A 15129-nucleotide genomic window follows, 5' to 3' on the forward strand; every position below is an offset into this window, starting at 1 on the left:
CTCAAAGAAAGCTTTGCTTGCTTTGCTTTTCAATAGTTCATCTTTAGTTTCGAAGCTGGAATCAATTACCGCGACATCAACAAAAATATATGAAGCACGCATATATCGATTAAATATAGGTACATTCATCTTCTGTAGAAGCTCATCAATAAACGGCATATGTTCACTAATTGCATCTTTCAGATCATACTGGCTCATTAATAAACTCCACGACTAAAAGTGTATAACTTGGAGGCTTAACGCCTTGGCATAAGGTGCGCCAACGCTGAACTTACAAAATCAACTACACTTCAAACCAGAGCCGCCGAGTGTTAAGCGTCACCTTAATGCCTTTGTTACCCGGCCGTTCGACTTGGTTAAAGCAGCTTGTCTGCCATGATGAAATGCAATTAAAAACTACTCTGATTCAGCGCGACAAACACCAAACTTAAAGCAGACAAATTCAAAACTATAACCACAAAAATTACTGCGCGTTTACCCACAAAATAGCGGCAACGATAAAGTTAGCACTATGGTTTACCTAGAAAAGATGAACCAAAATCTTGCGCCAATATTGATTAAAAGACAGCCCAAGCTAAAGCCGCGAACATCGCCCACAAGTAGACTGTTTTCGGCAACCACCAAAATGTAACCACTTCCCTGCCAACGCACCGACCACAATATTGAAAGCGGCTATCCTCGATGATGGTGCGGCAATAGCTGAGAAATTTAAGAACTGGGAGTACGCAGAGCATCAACCGCCAGGGCCGAACCATGGGTAAAACCAAATACAGAAGTTGGCGCGGTTACCAGCGAAYATTCACGCAAGTCRTTGAGACGTTTAAAAATAAGAAACCGCTATGACCGACGAACGATTCTAACTGCATACGGATTTAACTAGAATTGAGCAACTAACAACAACAGCGGAGTTAAGTACACAAAAAGAACTCAACCAAGTCGGGTAACGCCTGCAATAAGGTGTGCCCCACCAAACAAGCAGAGCGCACCGAACTCCAAACCAAAACCGCCGAGTGTAATGCATCACCTTGATTGCCTTGTTAGGCTTGCATTTAAAACCAAAAAACTGTACAAAAACACAGTATCACAAAAATTAATGAGGTGAATATGTTCAAACTAGGGACAACTATCGCTATTACCTTAATTTTACTTATTTTCTCTATTTACGAAATATTTCTTGACGCACCATTTTTAGCTTTAACTTTTTTCTTTACAGCAATACTTACCCCGTGGACGATTTTTGCAGGTTTAGAATCAATTTTTAAAAGTGAATTCACCAAGATGATGGTCATCCTTATCACATTCTCATCCATCGCACATGCGTTTGACTCAAACAACCTTACCAAATCTGGCTACATCAAAGATAATGTAGAACTATTTAGTAAGTCTTTGCGTATCAAAAATTGCCCATACGATGCCCAACATGACGACAAAAAACGCCTTGCCTTTAATAAACTTAAAAAAGTCTTAGTAACAACATGTGGGATGCAAAATTACGCAGACCTTACACTATTAACTTCTGATCTCGTAAAAGCTAGATACTTAGACCCAGCGACTGGTGCGCTTGATAGTATTTATAATGAGCTTACAAAAAAAGACATAGTTACATGTAAAGATGTCGCAAGACAATTAGAGGTTCTATGTCCAGGTCAACTCAACCTGTGAGCCTAACGCCTTGGCATAAGGTGCGCCAACGCTGAACTTACTAAACCAAATACATTTCAAACCAAAACCGCCGAGTGTTAAGCGTCACCTTAATGCCTTTGTTACCCGGCCGGTCGACTTGGCTAAAGCAGCTTGCCTGCCATGATGAAGTGCAACTAAAAACTACTCTGATTAAGCGCGACAAACACCCAACTCAAGGTAGACAAATTCAAAACTATAACCACGAAAATTACTGCGTGTTTACCCACAAAATAGCGGCTACGATGAAGTTAGCACTATGGTTTACCTAGAAAAGATGCACCAGAAACGCTCGCGAGTACTGATAGAAAGGCAGCCAAACTAAAGCCGCGAACAACGCCCACAATGCGATTTCCTTCGGCAACCACCAAAATGTAACCACTTCCCTGCCAGCGCACCGACCACAATATTGAAAGCGGCATTCCTCGATGATGGCGCGGCAATAGCTGAGAAATTTAAGAACAAGTGAGTACGCGAAGCATCAACCGCCACGGCCGAACAATGGTTAAAACCAAATACAGAAGTTGGTGCGGTTACCAGCGAATATTCACGCAAGTCGTTGAGAAGTTTAAAAATAAGAAGCCGCTACAAACGAGGAACTATTCTAACTGCATACGAATTTATCTGGAATTGACCARCTCACAGCAACAGCGGAGTTAAGTACACAAAAAGAACTSAACCAAGTCGGGTAACGCCCTGCCATAAAACGCCAGCAACGCATTACGACAAKATTTAATTGACCACCGCAAACACTAAAGCCARTTCATACCTAGAATGCCAAGCGTTGAGGGTCGTTTTGATGGCYTTGTTATAACCATTATATTAGTATTATTCACACTCATAACACTTACTAAGTGAAACTTCATCTCCATTACTATTAATTACAGCCACACCGAGAATAGATGATTTACCAAAAGTAAAACGAGGCATACTATATGCGTTCGCCATATAACCTAATTCGTACCAACCACTATAAACTCCAAACCCTGTAGTAAACTTTATGTATACTACTTCTTTAGTCATATAATCAAACTCAAGCCTCTGTACTTTGCTGAGTTCAATTGAATTAGTTTATTTGTATAGAAGTCAACTTGACTTACAAAAGGCTTGAATTTTTCCTCGCTTACTATTGAGTAAAAATCAGCTGTATCTCTATATCTATTATTTTGCTTGTTAAATATAGGCAAATTACTTTCAACGTATAATGCTGATTTAGGTAAGTCACCTGTCAACCCGAGACCGTTAAAGGTTATGCCTGTAGAATGAACTTTCAAGTCATCAAGTTCTACCCATTCAAGATGTTCTTTTATGTATATTTTTGGTAAATCCAACATCTTTTTTTCTAACTTCAATATGGATTTTCCACACTTGAATTCAAATTTTGCCCCTAAGATCGAATCTTGAAAAACCTGAAATTGTTCCCTAAGCTCGATAGCCATAGCTTTAGTCGCTGTGGATAGAATAACTACTACAGCAGCGAGCTTTATACTGTTATAAAACCTCATATCCAACTCACCCTTCTATAATTCAACACAACGTACCATTTAAAAAAACATAACGCTCGCCATAATACGCCACAACGCATTACGATAATGTTGATAGACCACCGAAAACACCATAGACAATTCATACCTAGAATGCCGAGCGTTGGTGGTCGTATTGATGGCTTTGTTAAGCCTCTACTTTGCCCAAGGTGCCTTTTTTAATAGGACAGAAGCATTATTTAAGCAGTACTTTCTCGATAATTTATTTGTAACCTGCGACACCAGAACTAAAGCTCTCTTATAGTATTCCACAGCCTCTCCTATATTAGTAACAAGTTCTGAATACCGTAGTTTAATGGCACTTTTATCACTTGGAAGTAACGGAATTATTGAAAGGTCTAAATCCGGATCGTACGTCTTTACTTTTTTGCTTATTTCATTTAAATCGTGACCATATGGTCTATTCCCACTGACTTGTTTCAAATATACCTTGAGTGTTTTCTCAATTGCTAAGTGCAACTCCCAGCAGCCAATTGATGCTTGGTGGTTTTGAAATGACAAAATATCCAAAATTGATTTCTCAAAGTGGCTCCATATCCCACGAGCCATATTTAGAGTTTCCTCATCAAGCCCTGTAATAGACATGATATTTAGGTTTATCGAGCGAGTCATAGAAACTACATCGTGAAATTCTGAAGATAAATCATTCTTTTCTTCTTCAGTCAGCTTATCCCATTTAACTGGAATTTGAAGCATGCTATTCATTGATTCGTTTTCTTGAAGACAATCTGGAAATATAAGCCGTGCAGTTTCATTTGGCACTTCAACACTACTGATGGTCGCAGGGATTTTAACTGAAATAGGCTGACCATAAGGAGTAACAATTCCAGAAAACACTCTACTAGTTGGATTTTTGGCCAATTCACCATATTTATCCCAATACCAATCATTTATAGGTGGAATTATATGCTCAAAGAAAGCTTTGCTTTTCAATAGTTCATCTTTAGTTTCGAAGCTGGAATCAATTACCGCGACATCAACAAAAATATATGAAGCACGCATATATCGATTAAATATAGGTACATTCATCTTCTGTAGAAGCTCATCAATAAACGGCATATGTTCACTAATTGCATCTTTCAGATCATACTGGCTCATTAATAAACTCCACGACTAAAAGTGTATAACTTGGAGGCTTAACGCTTGGCATAAGGTGCGCCAACACATTACTTACAAAACCAAATGCACTTCAAACCAAAACTGCCGAGTATCCAGCGTCACCTTGATGCCTTTGTTAGGCGATTTTCCAAGCCGGTTTCCCTGGACCTTTAGAGCCTGGAAACTGAAGTCCTTTTTGGGTTACCGAGTTTATTACTGAACAACTCAGCTCTTTGACATGTTGCTGAACTTGCTTTAAATACTCAACATCTACAGCTGTATCAAAGATTTCTTTTTGCCGATTTACAAAAAAAGGCACTGAACCACCCGCAATATCTGGTGCTTGCCAAGATCCATGACAAAGAACATTTCGTATCTTAGCCGCTTCACGCAAGTCAATTAAGATATACTCCAAATCAATAGTTTGCGTTTGATAATTCCGCAAGCATTTGCCATATGTGTCAATTAAACTACCCAATTGATCTGAAACAGATCTTTCTAGCACCTCGCACCATTTTGTATACGCTAGTTCGATTTCACTTTCTGGATATTGAGTTGTACTACTTAAAGCAAATATGGATTTAAGTAGCGTCTCTTCGAGAAAACCAAATGTGGCAACAGTACGACCCAAGCCTTCCCAGAACACAGCAGTGTGTTTATGTGTAGGAAAATGCTCAGGTAAATCTTCAACGCAAACCCTATAAATATTCATGGCTTATACTTCCAGAGTTTCAATTAACATAATCGCCTAACGCCTGCCATAAGGTGTGCCCCACTGAACCAGCAAAGCGCACTGAACCCATACCAAAACCGCCGAGTGTAATGCATCACCTTGATGGCTTTGTTATGCTTCCTCTAACTTAATACCAACCTGATAAGTCATTAATTTTATTGAGCTATTAGTTTCAGCCGCTTGAACTAAACTATCATCAATTTGTCCTGCAACAATGGCTCCCTCGACAGTATGCTCACAAAACTCTCGACTAACGAGTCCCATATACATGGATATTTGACCAAACACTCTAAAGTCTGCGACTCCTGACTTAAGCTCTACAACTAATAGTGATTGGTCAGAGGTTTTTTCTAACAATACATCTATTCTTCTCGACCCAACCGGGTACTCAATACCAACCTCTACACCACCAAATATTTCATAACCTGGGAACAATTCTGCCACTTGCATACAAAGCAATTGTTGTAGGTCTCTTTCATATGTGAAGCACATCGTTGACGCATCAAGTTCAATTCCATTACTTTTCGATGCAACTGACGGTAGTTGCTCACAATACTGCTGCACTTCCTTACGATATTCGTTCAATTCATTACTTGAATTTTCTGTACAAAAGTCTTCAACCGCTTGCATCAAAATCTCATTCTGTTGATGTACCATCTGCTGCGAGCGGAATTTTGTGTAATAGGACAATGCTGTCCTTACGCTTCCATTTTTTTCGTCACCAATCTCTGAAAATTTGCCCTTCTTAGCATATAGTCGCCGTAACTTGCTTAATTCACGGCAATCTTCAAGCTCATAAATATCAAACTCTTCGCCTGTTTGGTTTGAGTAATGATTTGATAATCTATTTATAGAATCCGAGTAAGCAGGGAAATCTAACGCTTTACCCGACTCAGTTAACCAATGTTTAAATTCTTCTTTCATTGTCTCAAGTTTCCTCGGAAGCATAACGCCTTGGCATAAGGTGCGCCAACGCATTACTTACAAAACTAAATACACTTCAAACCAAAACCGCCGAGTGTCAGGCGTCACATTAATGCCATTGTTACCCGGCCGTTCGACTTGGCTAAAGCAGCTTGCCTGCCATGATGAAATGCAGTTAAAAATTGCGCTGATTAAGCGCGACAAACACCCAACTCAAGGCAGATAAATTCAAAACTATAACCACGGAAATTACTGCGCGTTTACCCACAAAATAGCGGCTACGACGAAGTTAGCACTATGGTTTACCTAGAAAAGATGAACTAGAAAAGCTCGCCAATATTGATAAAAAGGCAGCCCAAACTAAAGCCGCGAGCATCGCCCACAATGCTATTGCTTACGACAACCGCCCAAATGTAACCACTTACCTGCCAACGCACCGACCACAATATTGAAAGCGGCATTCCTCGATGATGGCACGGCAATAGCTGAGAAATTTAAGAACTGGTGAGCACGCGGAGCATCAACCGCCACGGCCGAACCATGGTTAAAACAAATAAAGAAGTTAGCGCGGTTACCAGCGAACATTCACGCAAGCCGTTGAGATATTTAAAAATAAGAAGCCGCTATGAACGACGAACGATTCTTACTGCATACGGATTTATCTGGAATTGACCAACTCACAGCGACAGCGGAGTAAAGTAAGCAAAAAGAACTCAACCAAGTCGGGTAACGCTTGCCATAATACGCCAGCAACGCATTACGATAATGTTGATAGACCACCGAAAACACCACTGCCAATTCAAACCTAGAATGCCGAGCGTTGGTGGTCGTATTAATGGCCTTGTTACCCGGCCGTTTGACTTGGGTTAAGCAGCTTGCCTGCCATGATGAAGTGAAATGAAAAAGTACGCTGATTAAGCGCGACAAACACCCAACTCAAGGTAGACAAATTCAAAACTATAACCACGGAAATTACTGCGCGTTTACCCACAAAATAGCGGCTACGATGAAGTTAGCACTATGGTTTAACTAGAAAAGATGAACCAGAAACGCTCGCCAATATTAATTAAAAGGCAGCCCAACTAAAGCCGCGAACAACACCCACAATTTTACTGCTTACGGCAACCACCAAAATGTAACCACCTCCCTACCAACGCACCGACCACAATATTGAAAGCGGCTATCCTCGAAAATGGTGAGGCAATAGCCGAGAAATTTAAGAACTGGTGAGTACGCGGAGCATCAACCGCCACGGCCGAACCATGGTTAATACAAAGTACAGAAGTTGGCGCGGTTATCAGCGAACATTCACGCAAGTCATTGATACGTTGAAAAACGAGAAGCCGCTATAAACGATGAACGATTCTTACTGCATACGAATTTATCTGGAATTAACCAACTCACAGCGACAACGGAGTTAGGTAAGCAAAAAGAACTCAACCAAGACGGGTAACGCCTGCGATAAGGTGTGCCCCACTGAACCTGCAAAGCGCACCGAACTCCATACCAAAACCGCCGAGTGTAACGCATCACCTTGATTGCCTTGTTATGCGGCAAAGGTTATCGCAATCCAATGACGTGCTCTAATGTTAGTATTATGATTATCAATCAAGTATCAGTATCTTAAATTTAGATTTCGGATGAGATTACCAATTGTTATTGATCAATTAAATTAGCATTTCAAAGCAGGTTGGAAAGTGTCGCAAACTTTCACTAAGAGCATCAAAACAAGTTGCAATAACAAAGAACACCATTATTATTTTTGTGATTTTAAACTTTCGACAAGAAGTCGCAGCTAAACTTACAAATAGGATAGAAGTAATGGTTAAAATATCGAAATCAGTAGGAAGCGGAGGAAAAAATAAAGCAATCGATGTTGCTATAATCCAAGCTCTACTAAAAAGTCACTTCTCTATCAATAAGCCTCAAAGGCCTACACAGAACTTTTCTTCACTCAACATCAATGGATTGTCTTCGGAACTTCTTATTAAAGCAATAAAATCGTTTCAAGAAACCATATTAAAAGTGAAAAGACCGGATGGAAGAGTTGACCCTAACGGAGCTACATTCAATATACTTTTGAAGTCCCAAAGGCATACCCCAACATCTATAATTGGAACTATTTTTAATACCCCACTAGTTAACACAGGTATACTTAGGACAATTACAGCAACAAAATTTAAGCAATTCTTTAAGCAATATCACGGATTGACGGTATCCAAAGGAGAAGATTTAAATGGGTTCTTTGGTATGTTACAGAAAGACTCATCAATTAAAGATATTAGATGGGCTGCTTATATCCTTGCTACCACATACCATGAAACGACTTTTTCATTTAAACCTTTAAGAGAGTCTGGATTAGGTAAAGGATATAAGTATGCAAAGGAATTTTTAGTTATTGACACTAATGGTATAAGAGGTCTCCCTGGGGAAAAATATACAAACATTTACTATGGCAGAGGCTATGTTCAGCTAACTTGGGACTATAATTACAAAAGTATTGGTAAAGCTTTAGGATTAGAAGATAAGTTATATATCAATCCAGATCTAGCACTGAATGTCGATATTGCCTATAAGATAACATCTCATGGAATGAGAAATGGTACATTCACAGGCAAAAAGTTAGCCGACTACATTAATGGTGGAAACTCAAACTACTTTAGTGCTCGTAAAATAATCAATGGTAGTGATGCTGCAAAGAAAGTAGCTAGTTACGCTGAATCCATTGAGATATTACTACGTCTTGCTGCTTGCTCTTCATCTCCTTCAAATTAAGTGAAGTTAACTATAATCATTAGGAAATTCATGACTAAATACATATTCAATACCATTTTTCGGTTATTTTCACCTATGGCACTAGCATTATTACTACCTTTGGCAGTCAGTGCTGAAACCGTAAATAAAGTAATTAAAGCTCCACTAAGCCGATCGGATTGGAAAGAAGTCATTAACTGGCCTTTATCATGCGACAGCGGAGTTAAACACATTACTGATTTTTCAAATGATTTTATTGGCGTAGAGAGGTATTTGTGGTTTGATGGCCGTAATTTAGTATCCGTAATATGTGAAACGGGAGCCTATAATCAAGGTGAAATGATATTCCTTGAATCAAAAAAGGAATCTGGGGAATATAACCTTATTTATTTCCCTCAATTTAGACTAATAGAAGACAGCCCTCACCTACGCTTTAACAAAGTAACTAAAGGCTTTCAATATTATCAGAAATCTGATTCCTTATTATGGGGTAATTTATCAATAAATGAATCTGAAAGCACAATTACCAATAATAACTTCTATCGAGGCGGAGGGGGCTGCGGCATAAGCACAACCTATGTAATAACACAATCTCAACCCTCAATTGCTCAATTAAAAATCGAAGTTCAATGTCAAGAAGACAAAAAAATATCCGAATGGACAACTTACACTGAAGAGCAATATAACAACTGGCCGATATCAAATATCGAATGATTATAGAAAATACTCATTACAAGTGTTTGAGCCGCATAACGCTTGCCATAATACGCCAGCAACGCATTACGATAATGTTGATAGACCACCGAAAACACCATTGCCAATTCAGACCTAGAATGCCGAGCGTTGGTGGTCGTATTGATGGCTTTGTTATGGCTACTTTTCTGAGCGTATGGTGTTCAATTTTCCCACGCTACCGCCAAGCAAGGTATGTAGTTTTCTGCTCGTACGCATGATATACCACCAAGTGCTTAATGATAAGAGAACTTTACAAATTTATTGTTTAAAATCATATTGTTGATAGTTAACGTTGCTTTTAGAAATAGCGCCACTTTTACGTTAGACAAATGAATATGATTTTTGCTGGATCAAGCAGAGATAACTAGCTGCGCGTTGTAGAGTGGAAGGGAAATACGAATAACTGACGAGATTATGAAAGCTACCCGCTTAACTAGTGTTGGGGAAGCGGTTGCTCTTGATAAAAAGCTACTAAACAAGCAGTTAAACATCAGTGAAGCTACCATAGAATTGCCAGCCTTATCGCTTTTTACCTCTGCAAATCGCTGCCAATATTTCAGATCAACGGTAAGCGTCTAATTAAGCAGTGAGGCCTTATTCGGTCTCATTGATGTCAAAGTTCCATGGCATAAGATCGGTAAGATCATCTTGAGGTGAACGCGTTGGCAGCACTTTGAACAAGTGCGCGAAGTAGTAATATGGGTTGATGTTATTCGCTCGACACGTCATTACTAAGCTATATAAGTTAGCACTCGCAGTGGCACCTTCAACAGACGTGGAGAACATCCAGTTTTTACGACCCGTAGTAAACGGGCGGATATCTCGCTCAGTCACATTATTATCTATGCTGATATCACCATCTTCGAGATAAGTGAGCAGCTTAGGCCATTGGTTGACGGTGTAATTAATGGCTCCGCCGAGCTGACTTTTGGGCAGCACTTTTTCTTGGCTTTCAAGCAACCACTGATGGAACTTATCTAAGACTGGTTTCGATTTTTGTTGGCGTAGTTGCTGCCTTTCAACAGCATTTAACCCTTTGGCTTCTTGCTCGATACCATATAGCTTGGCGATGAAGTTGATGGCCTTTTCAATACGGCCTGACTTCTTCTTTGGTTGTGCTTTTTGCGCATCAGTAAACTTACGCCGGGCGTGAGCTAAACAACCAGCTTGGATAACATTGTTTAAACCGCTGTAGGCTTGATAACCATCGGTGAGCAAATAACCCGAGTACCCCCCTAAAAAATCTTTAACACATTGTCCTGCGCGGCTTGGCTGATAGTCGTAAATGACTACTGGCTGTTTAACGAACTCACCACTGCGATAGACCCACATGTAAGATTTGCTTTGTGCTGACCTATCTTTTTCTCGCAGCACTTGAACGGTGGTTTCATCGGCGCAGATGAGCTCTTCATTCAGTAAATGGGCTTTCATCGCTTCAATGATGACATTCACTTTGTTGCCCAGTTGAACGCACCAGTTCGCCAGTGTACCTCGGCTTAGCTCGATATCAGAACGCTTTAAAATTTCGACCTGGCGGTAAAGCGGCAGTGCATCCACATATTTTGCGGTAACAACCGCAGCGAACGCTTCAGGGCTGCCAATGCTTTTTGGGATCATATTAGCAGGCTTAGGGGCGGTAATGATTTTACTGCTGGTTTGTGTTTTTTCGCAGTGTCGGCAAGCGTATTTGRTGCGCTTATGGCGTATAACGCTGACCTTTTGAGGGATGATTTTTAGCTCTTCCGAGACGTCGGTTCCGCACTCATGTAATGGTTCATTGCAACAGTCGCAGTAAGGTGCATTGAGTGTGTGTTGCAGCACTTCACGCTCTAGCTCTTGAGGCAGAGGTTTTCGGCCTTTCTTATGATGCTTCGGTGCAGGTTTAGGCAAGGTATTTTGTTGCTCAGCTTCATTGAAGGTACCTTTGGGTTCTTTTTCACTTTTGGCAGAGAAGCGCTTAGATTTACTGAGATTAAGCTGTTCGATGAGTAACTGCATTTTGTTTTCTAGCTCAACGACTTCTTCTGCTTGAGTTTGAACGGTTTTCTCTAATGTCGCTATCGCATTATCTTTAGATTGGTTTTCCTCCTGAAGCTTGAGCAGCATCGCTTTGAGTTGTTCAACATCATCAGGAAGTTCGGTCATGTTAGGGCTCTTAATTCAATATTTTCACCTAGTCTGACAGCGAAAAAGGATCATTCAAGCCCAATATGATGATCAACATTCTAGCTCACACTTCTCGTCCATAAAGAGGCTGATGTGCTTGCGGATTTTCAAGTTTTAACCCAGAGAGCAGCCAGTTGAGTTGTTGGGTAGAGATGTGGATATGACCAGACGTCGTAGGCCTTGGCCACTTGAAGCGGCCTTTTTCTAAGCGGCGATAATAGAGCCAAAAACCATTGGTATCCCAGAACAATATTTTGATTTTATCTCGTCCTCGGTTGCAGAAGATGAACCATGCGTTACTCAATGGATCCATTTCTAGCACATCGGCCACAACGAGAGAGAGGCCATCAATCGACTTTCTCATGTCGGTAATACCTGAGACAAGATAGACAGCGCCACTTGGGATCATTGCAGCGCCTTAAGCCATGTTTGAATCTGAACCAATGAAAGTGACGTTGGCAACTCGGCTCGGAGTCCGTTAGGCAAGTGCACGACAACCATTTCCCCACTGAAAGATGGGGGATCATTCATGACCACTTGGTGAGCTACTTGTTCATCGTCGGTTTGCTTGAGCTTTTTCAGCCAGTAGTGAAAAGTGGCGTAGTTGATGTCGTGCTCTTTACAAAAATGTGGAATGGAAAGGCCACTTTCTTGTTGCTTGAAAACAATGGCCGTCCAATGTTGGTGCTTTTCTGATTGTGTCATAGTTCCTCCATTAGGCTAGAGAAACTATGACAAAGGCTTGCTGAAATTAGAATGTGTGGTTAATTAGACGCTTACTTTGTTACTAGGCCTATCGACTTAGCTCAAGCAGCTTGCCTGCCATGATGAAGTGAAATGAAAAAGTACGCTGATTAAGCGCGACAAACACCCCACTCAAGGCAGACAAATTCAAAACTATAACCACGAAAATTACTGCGCGTTTACCAACAAAATAGCGGCTACGATGATGTTAGCACTATGGTTTACCTAGAAAAAATGAACCAGAAGCGCCTGCAATATTGATTAAAAGGCAGCCCAAACTAAAGCCGCGAACATCGTCCACAATGCTATTGCTTACGGCACCACCAAAATGTAACCACTTCCCTGCCAACGCACCGATCACATTATTGAAAGCGGCTATCCTCGATAATGGTGCGGTAATGGCTGAGAAATTTAAGAACTAAGAGTACGCGGAGCATCAACCGCCACGGCCGAACCATGGTTAAAACCAAATACAGAAGTTGGTGCGGTTACCAGCGAATATTCACGCCAGTCGTTGAGACGTTTAAAAATAAGCAGCCGCTACAAACGACGAACAATTCTTACTGCATACGAATACTTCTGGAATTGACCAATGCACAGCGACAACGGAGTTAGGTACACAAAAAGAACTCAACCTCGTCTAGTAACGCCTGCAATAAGGTGTGCGTTGTACCAAGACATAAAAAAAGCACCGTAAACACAGTGCTTAATATACTAATAATGCCGAGTGTAACGCATCACCTTGATTGCTTTGTTATGTGTTGCTTCTCTGATTCTTCAGTGATATCAATACGAACCTTAATAACTCTACCAGAATATGATAACTTATAATCTTTACTTGATAACATTTCAAAATGCTCTGACGAAGTTTGAACTCGAGTTGCGCGCATACGAACACGATTAGAATCATCCTCGCTGTCACGATCACGCCTGCGCTCGCGTCTTATTGAGCTAGGAACTAACATTGTCACCTCCATTTTCTTCACCAGAACTTACTTTAACAGAGAATTTTTCTTCTAAGTCGCTTCTAAGCAAGTATAGCTCATAGATTGCTTCAGAAATAGTCACAATTATGGGCTTCATCAGTGCCATAAAATCATATTCGTTTCGCTTAGCTAAATGATTTTTATTTCGGTATAAATTTAGCACGCCATATGGTTTTTCGCCTGCTCTTTGCAAGGGAAACGATATTATCGACTGAGCGAAGTTGCCTTCACCATAGTATAGCTTTAACTCATCCTGCATAAATGAAGAAATATGCTCCATCATGTCTATTTCTTCATGAATAGCACTTTTGCAACATTCAATATATTGTGTTTCACCTGTAGCAAAGGCTTTTGAAGCTCCGGGTAAATTCTGATTAGGATAGTTGCTATTGTTACCAGTTGCGGTAACAGGTAAAGCTATAGGCGTTCTTTTTTCTGTTAAATTAAAAACACCTTGGTTTTCTGTATAATGAATATCTAAACGTCCATCAACAAACAACACTCCATCTATATCTGTTACAATACCTTCTGGAGTTGATGCCATAAAGAATCTTTCCGAGTGTTTCCACTGATACTCATTAGATTTAAACTTTTCAACTGCATCTGTAGCTTTACAATAAGCCATTACATTAACTCTGTATTCAATGCTTGGATCAAATACGGTTCCTTGAGTGTCCCATTGCTTGGTGATTCTAATAAGCCATTCATTCATTTGACAAATTAGCCCTTCACACTTGTTTATTGCAGACACTAAATCAGGCTCATTTTCATAATAGTCGTCAGAAAACTCTTTAATCTCTGATAACGTAATTCTTAAACCTAAATAAGTAGTCTCAAATTGAGCCAAATACTTCTGAGGTGGCATTGTATGAAGATAGTCCATTATAAACTTACTATTAGATGTTTGAGCATTAATCTTTTCATCTAATTCAGCCTTTCGGCTAGATAACTCTTTTTCTGAATTTCTTTCCCATTTATACCCCATAAATGCAGTTGAAAAAAACAACAACAAATAAACTACTGAAAATGATAAGTCTGCAGCAGAAACACTACCAAAGCCAACTGTCGCAAAGTCTTCATGAGAATAATCTGCGATCATCTTCTTTATTGTTTCAATTAACGAAGGCATAAAGGCACTGACAAATGCCAACAACATACCCATCGAAATTGCTTGAAATGCTTTATTTTTAATCATATATCTCCTACCTGAGCATGATTTTACAATAAATCAGGTAGTTACAACAACACATAACGCCTTGGCATAAGGTGCGCCAACGCTGAACTTACAAAACCAAATACACTTCAAACCAAAACCGCCGAGCGTTAAGCGTCACCTTAATGCCTTTGTTACCCGGCCGTTTGACTTGGGTTAAGCAGCTTGCCTGCCATGATGAAATACAATTAAAAATTGCGCTGATTAAGCGCGACAAACACCTAACTCAAGGCAGCCAAATTCAAAACTATAACCACGAAAATTACTGCGCGTTTACCCACAAAATAGCGGCTACGATGAAGTTAGCACTATGGTTTACCTAAAAAAGATGAACAAAAAACGGCTCGAATACTGATAAAAAGGCAGCCCAAACTAAAACCGCGAACATCGCCCACAATTAGAATGTTTACGGCAACCACCAAAATGTAACCACTTCCCTACCAACGAACCGACCACAATATTGAAAGCGGCTATCCTCGACAATGGTGCGGCAATAGCTGAGAAATTTAAGAACAAGTGAGTACGCAGAGCATCAACCGCCACGGCCGAACC

18 protein-coding genes are annotated in these 15129 nt (G+C 40.3%); 5 read left to right on the forward strand and 13 right to left on the reverse strand.

Translation table 11 applies throughout. The features are described from left to right. A partial coding sequence (locus L4C35_RS22455) for a hypothetical protein (protein WP_428464949.1) occupies window positions 1-198 on the reverse strand: 198 nt, incomplete at its 3' end. A 906-nt stretch (window positions 199-1104) separates the two neighbouring features. On the opposite strand from L4C35_RS22455, the gene L4C35_RS22460 reads away from it, so the two are divergent. Both L4C35_RS22460 and L4C35_RS22465 read left to right on the forward strand, forming a co-directional pair. Beyond that, complete coding sequence (locus tag L4C35_RS22460; RefSeq protein ID WP_428464950.1) at window positions 1105-1662, forward strand: hypothetical protein; 558 nt, start codon at window positions 1105-1107, stop codon at window positions 1660-1662. A gap of 92 nt (window positions 1663-1754) precedes the next feature. Beyond that, a complete protein-coding gene (locus L4C35_RS22465; protein ID WP_428464951.1) occupies window positions 1755-1952 on the forward strand; it encodes a hypothetical protein in 198 nt (65 codons plus the stop codon). Window positions 1953-2001: 49 nt separating this feature from the next. Here L4C35_RS22465 and L4C35_RS22470 read toward each other — a convergent pair whose 3' ends face one another. The 7 genes from L4C35_RS22470 to L4C35_RS22500 all read right to left on the reverse strand — a co-directional run bounded on the left by L4C35_RS22470 (window position 2002) and on the right by L4C35_RS22500 (window position 7295). Then, window positions 2002-2235, reverse strand: coding sequence for a hypothetical protein (locus L4C35_RS22470; protein WP_428464952.1), 234 nt, complete (start codon window positions 2233-2235; stop codon window positions 2002-2004). A 464-nt stretch (window positions 2236-2699) separates the two neighbouring features. Beyond that, window positions 2700-3185, reverse strand: a complete 486-nt coding sequence (locus tag L4C35_RS22475; protein WP_428464953.1) for a hypothetical protein — start codon at window positions 3183-3185, stop codon at window positions 2700-2702. 174 nt (window positions 3186-3359) lie between these two features. Then, entirely contained in the window at window positions 3360-4322 is a 963-nt protein-coding gene (locus L4C35_RS22480; RefSeq protein WP_428464954.1) for a HEPN domain-containing protein, read from the reverse strand. Window positions 4323-4458: 136 nt separating this feature from the next. Continuing rightward, window positions 4459-5034 carry a hypothetical protein gene (locus tag L4C35_RS22485; RefSeq protein WP_428464955.1) on the reverse strand — a complete coding sequence of 192 codons (576 nt, stop codon included), beginning with the start codon at window positions 5032-5034 and terminating at the stop codon, window positions 4459-4461. A 132-nt stretch (window positions 5035-5166) separates the two neighbouring features. Continuing rightward, window positions 5167-5979 carry an endonuclease NucS domain-containing protein gene (locus L4C35_RS22490; RefSeq protein WP_428464956.1) on the reverse strand — a complete coding sequence of 271 codons (813 nt, stop codon included), beginning with the start codon at window positions 5977-5979 and terminating at the stop codon, window positions 5167-5169. Window positions 5980-6366: 387 nt separating this feature from the next. Further along, window positions 6367-6564 (reverse strand): hypothetical protein, encoded by a 198-nt coding sequence (locus L4C35_RS22495; RefSeq protein ID WP_428464957.1) that lies wholly within the window; start codon window positions 6562-6564, stop codon window positions 6367-6369. Window positions 6565-7088: 524 nt separating this feature from the next. Further along, window positions 7089-7295 carry a hypothetical protein gene (locus L4C35_RS22500; RefSeq protein ID WP_428464958.1) on the reverse strand — a complete coding sequence of 69 codons (207 nt, stop codon included), beginning with the start codon at window positions 7293-7295 and terminating at the stop codon, window positions 7089-7091. 505 nt (window positions 7296-7800) lie between these two features. On the opposite strand from L4C35_RS22500, the gene L4C35_RS22505 reads away from it, so the two are divergent. Together L4C35_RS22505 and L4C35_RS22510 are read left to right on the forward strand one after the other, a co-directional pair. After that, window positions 7801-8754, forward strand: coding sequence for a glycoside hydrolase family 19 protein (locus L4C35_RS22505; RefSeq protein ID WP_428464959.1), 954 nt, complete (start codon window positions 7801-7803; stop codon window positions 8752-8754). Window positions 8755-8784: 30 nt separating this feature from the next. Then, on the forward strand, window positions 8785-9447 hold the full coding sequence (locus tag L4C35_RS22510; RefSeq protein WP_428464960.1) for a hypothetical protein: 663 nt from the start codon (window positions 8785-8787) through the stop codon (window positions 9445-9447). Window positions 9448-10062: 615 nt separating this feature from the next. On the opposite strand, the gene tnpC is transcribed toward L4C35_RS22510, so the two are convergent. From tnpC to L4C35_RS22530, 4 genes are all read right to left on the reverse strand, one after another. Beyond that, entirely contained in the window at window positions 10063-11613 is a 1551-nt protein-coding gene (tnpC, locus tag L4C35_RS22515; protein ID WP_428464961.1) for an IS66 family transposase, read from the reverse strand. Between the two features lie 85 nt (window positions 11614-11698). After that, a complete protein-coding gene (gene tnpB, locus L4C35_RS22520; RefSeq protein WP_428464962.1) occupies window positions 11699-12043 on the reverse strand; it encodes an IS66 family insertion sequence element accessory protein TnpB in 345 nt (114 codons plus the stop codon). Continuing rightward, entirely contained in the window at window positions 12040-12339 is a 300-nt protein-coding gene (gene tnpA / locus L4C35_RS22525) for an IS66 family insertion sequence element accessory protein TnpA (RefSeq protein WP_428464963.1), read from the reverse strand. Before tnpA ends, tnpB begins: the two co-directional genes overlap by 4 nt. A gap of 990 nt (window positions 12340-13329) precedes the next feature. Next, complete coding sequence (locus L4C35_RS22530; protein ID WP_428464964.1) at window positions 13330-14559, reverse strand: hypothetical protein; 1230 nt, start codon at window positions 14557-14559, stop codon at window positions 13330-13332. 143 nt (window positions 14560-14702) lie between these two features. Here L4C35_RS22530 and L4C35_RS22535 point away from each other — a divergent pair, with 143 nt between their 5' ends. After that, complete coding sequence (locus L4C35_RS22535) at window positions 14703-14900, forward strand: hypothetical protein (protein WP_428464965.1); 198 nt, start codon at window positions 14703-14705, stop codon at window positions 14898-14900. 49 nt (window positions 14901-14949) lie between these two features. Here L4C35_RS22535 and L4C35_RS22540 read toward each other — a convergent pair. Next, window positions 14950-15129: hypothetical protein (locus L4C35_RS22540; protein ID WP_428464966.1), on the reverse strand; the 180-nt coding region annotated here is incomplete at its 5' end.

The organism is Photobacterium kagoshimensis (assembly GCF_050337045.1).
GTDB lineage: Bacteria > Pseudomonadota > Gammaproteobacteria > Enterobacterales > Vibrionaceae > Photobacterium > Photobacterium kagoshimensis.

Excerpts from the sequence above, each read along its gene's own strand:
- L4C35_RS22460 (WP_428464950.1), top strand. The coding sequence starts at position 1,105 with ATGTTCAAACTAGGGACAACTATCGCTATTACCTTAATTTTACTTATT.
- L4C35_RS22530 (WP_428464964.1), bottom strand. The coding sequence starts at position 14,559 with ATGATTAAAAATAAAGCATTTCAAGCAATTTCGATGGGTATGTTGTTG.
- L4C35_RS22535 (WP_428464965.1), top strand. The coding sequence starts at position 14,703 with ATGCCTTTGTTACCCGGCCGTTTGACTTGGGTTAAGCAGCTTGCCTGC.
- L4C35_RS22495 (WP_428464957.1), bottom strand. The coding sequence starts at position 6,564 with ATGTTCGCTGGTAACCGCGCTAACTTCTTTATTTGTTTTAACCATGGT.
- L4C35_RS22485 (WP_428464955.1), bottom strand. The coding sequence starts at position 5,034 with ATGAATATTTATAGGGTTTGCGTTGAAGATTTACCTGAGCATTTTCCT.
- L4C35_RS22465 (WP_428464951.1), top strand. The coding sequence starts at position 1,755 with ATGCCTTTGTTACCCGGCCGGTCGACTTGGCTAAAGCAGCTTGCCTGC.
- L4C35_RS22480 (WP_428464954.1), bottom strand. The coding sequence starts at position 4,322 with ATGAGCCAGTATGATCTGAAAGATGCAATTAGTGAACATATGCCGTTT.
- L4C35_RS22490 (WP_428464956.1), bottom strand. The coding sequence starts at position 5,979 with ATGAAAGAAGAATTTAAACATTGGTTAACTGAGTCGGGTAAAGCGTTA.
- L4C35_RS22510 (WP_428464960.1), top strand. The coding sequence starts at position 8,785 with ATGACTAAATACATATTCAATACCATTTTTCGGTTATTTTCACCTATG.
- L4C35_RS22475 (WP_428464953.1), bottom strand. The coding sequence starts at position 3,185 with ATGAGGTTTTATAACAGTATAAAGCTCGCTGCTGTAGTAGTTATTCTA.
- L4C35_RS22505 (WP_428464959.1), top strand. The coding sequence starts at position 7,801 with ATGGTTAAAATATCGAAATCAGTAGGAAGCGGAGGAAAAAATAAAGCA.
- tnpB (WP_428464962.1), bottom strand. The coding sequence starts at position 12,043 with ATGATCCCAAGTGGCGCTGTCTATCTTGTCTCAGGTATTACCGACATG.
- tnpA (WP_428464963.1), bottom strand. The coding sequence starts at position 12,339 with ATGACACAATCAGAAAAGCACCAACATTGGACGGCCATTGTTTTCAAG.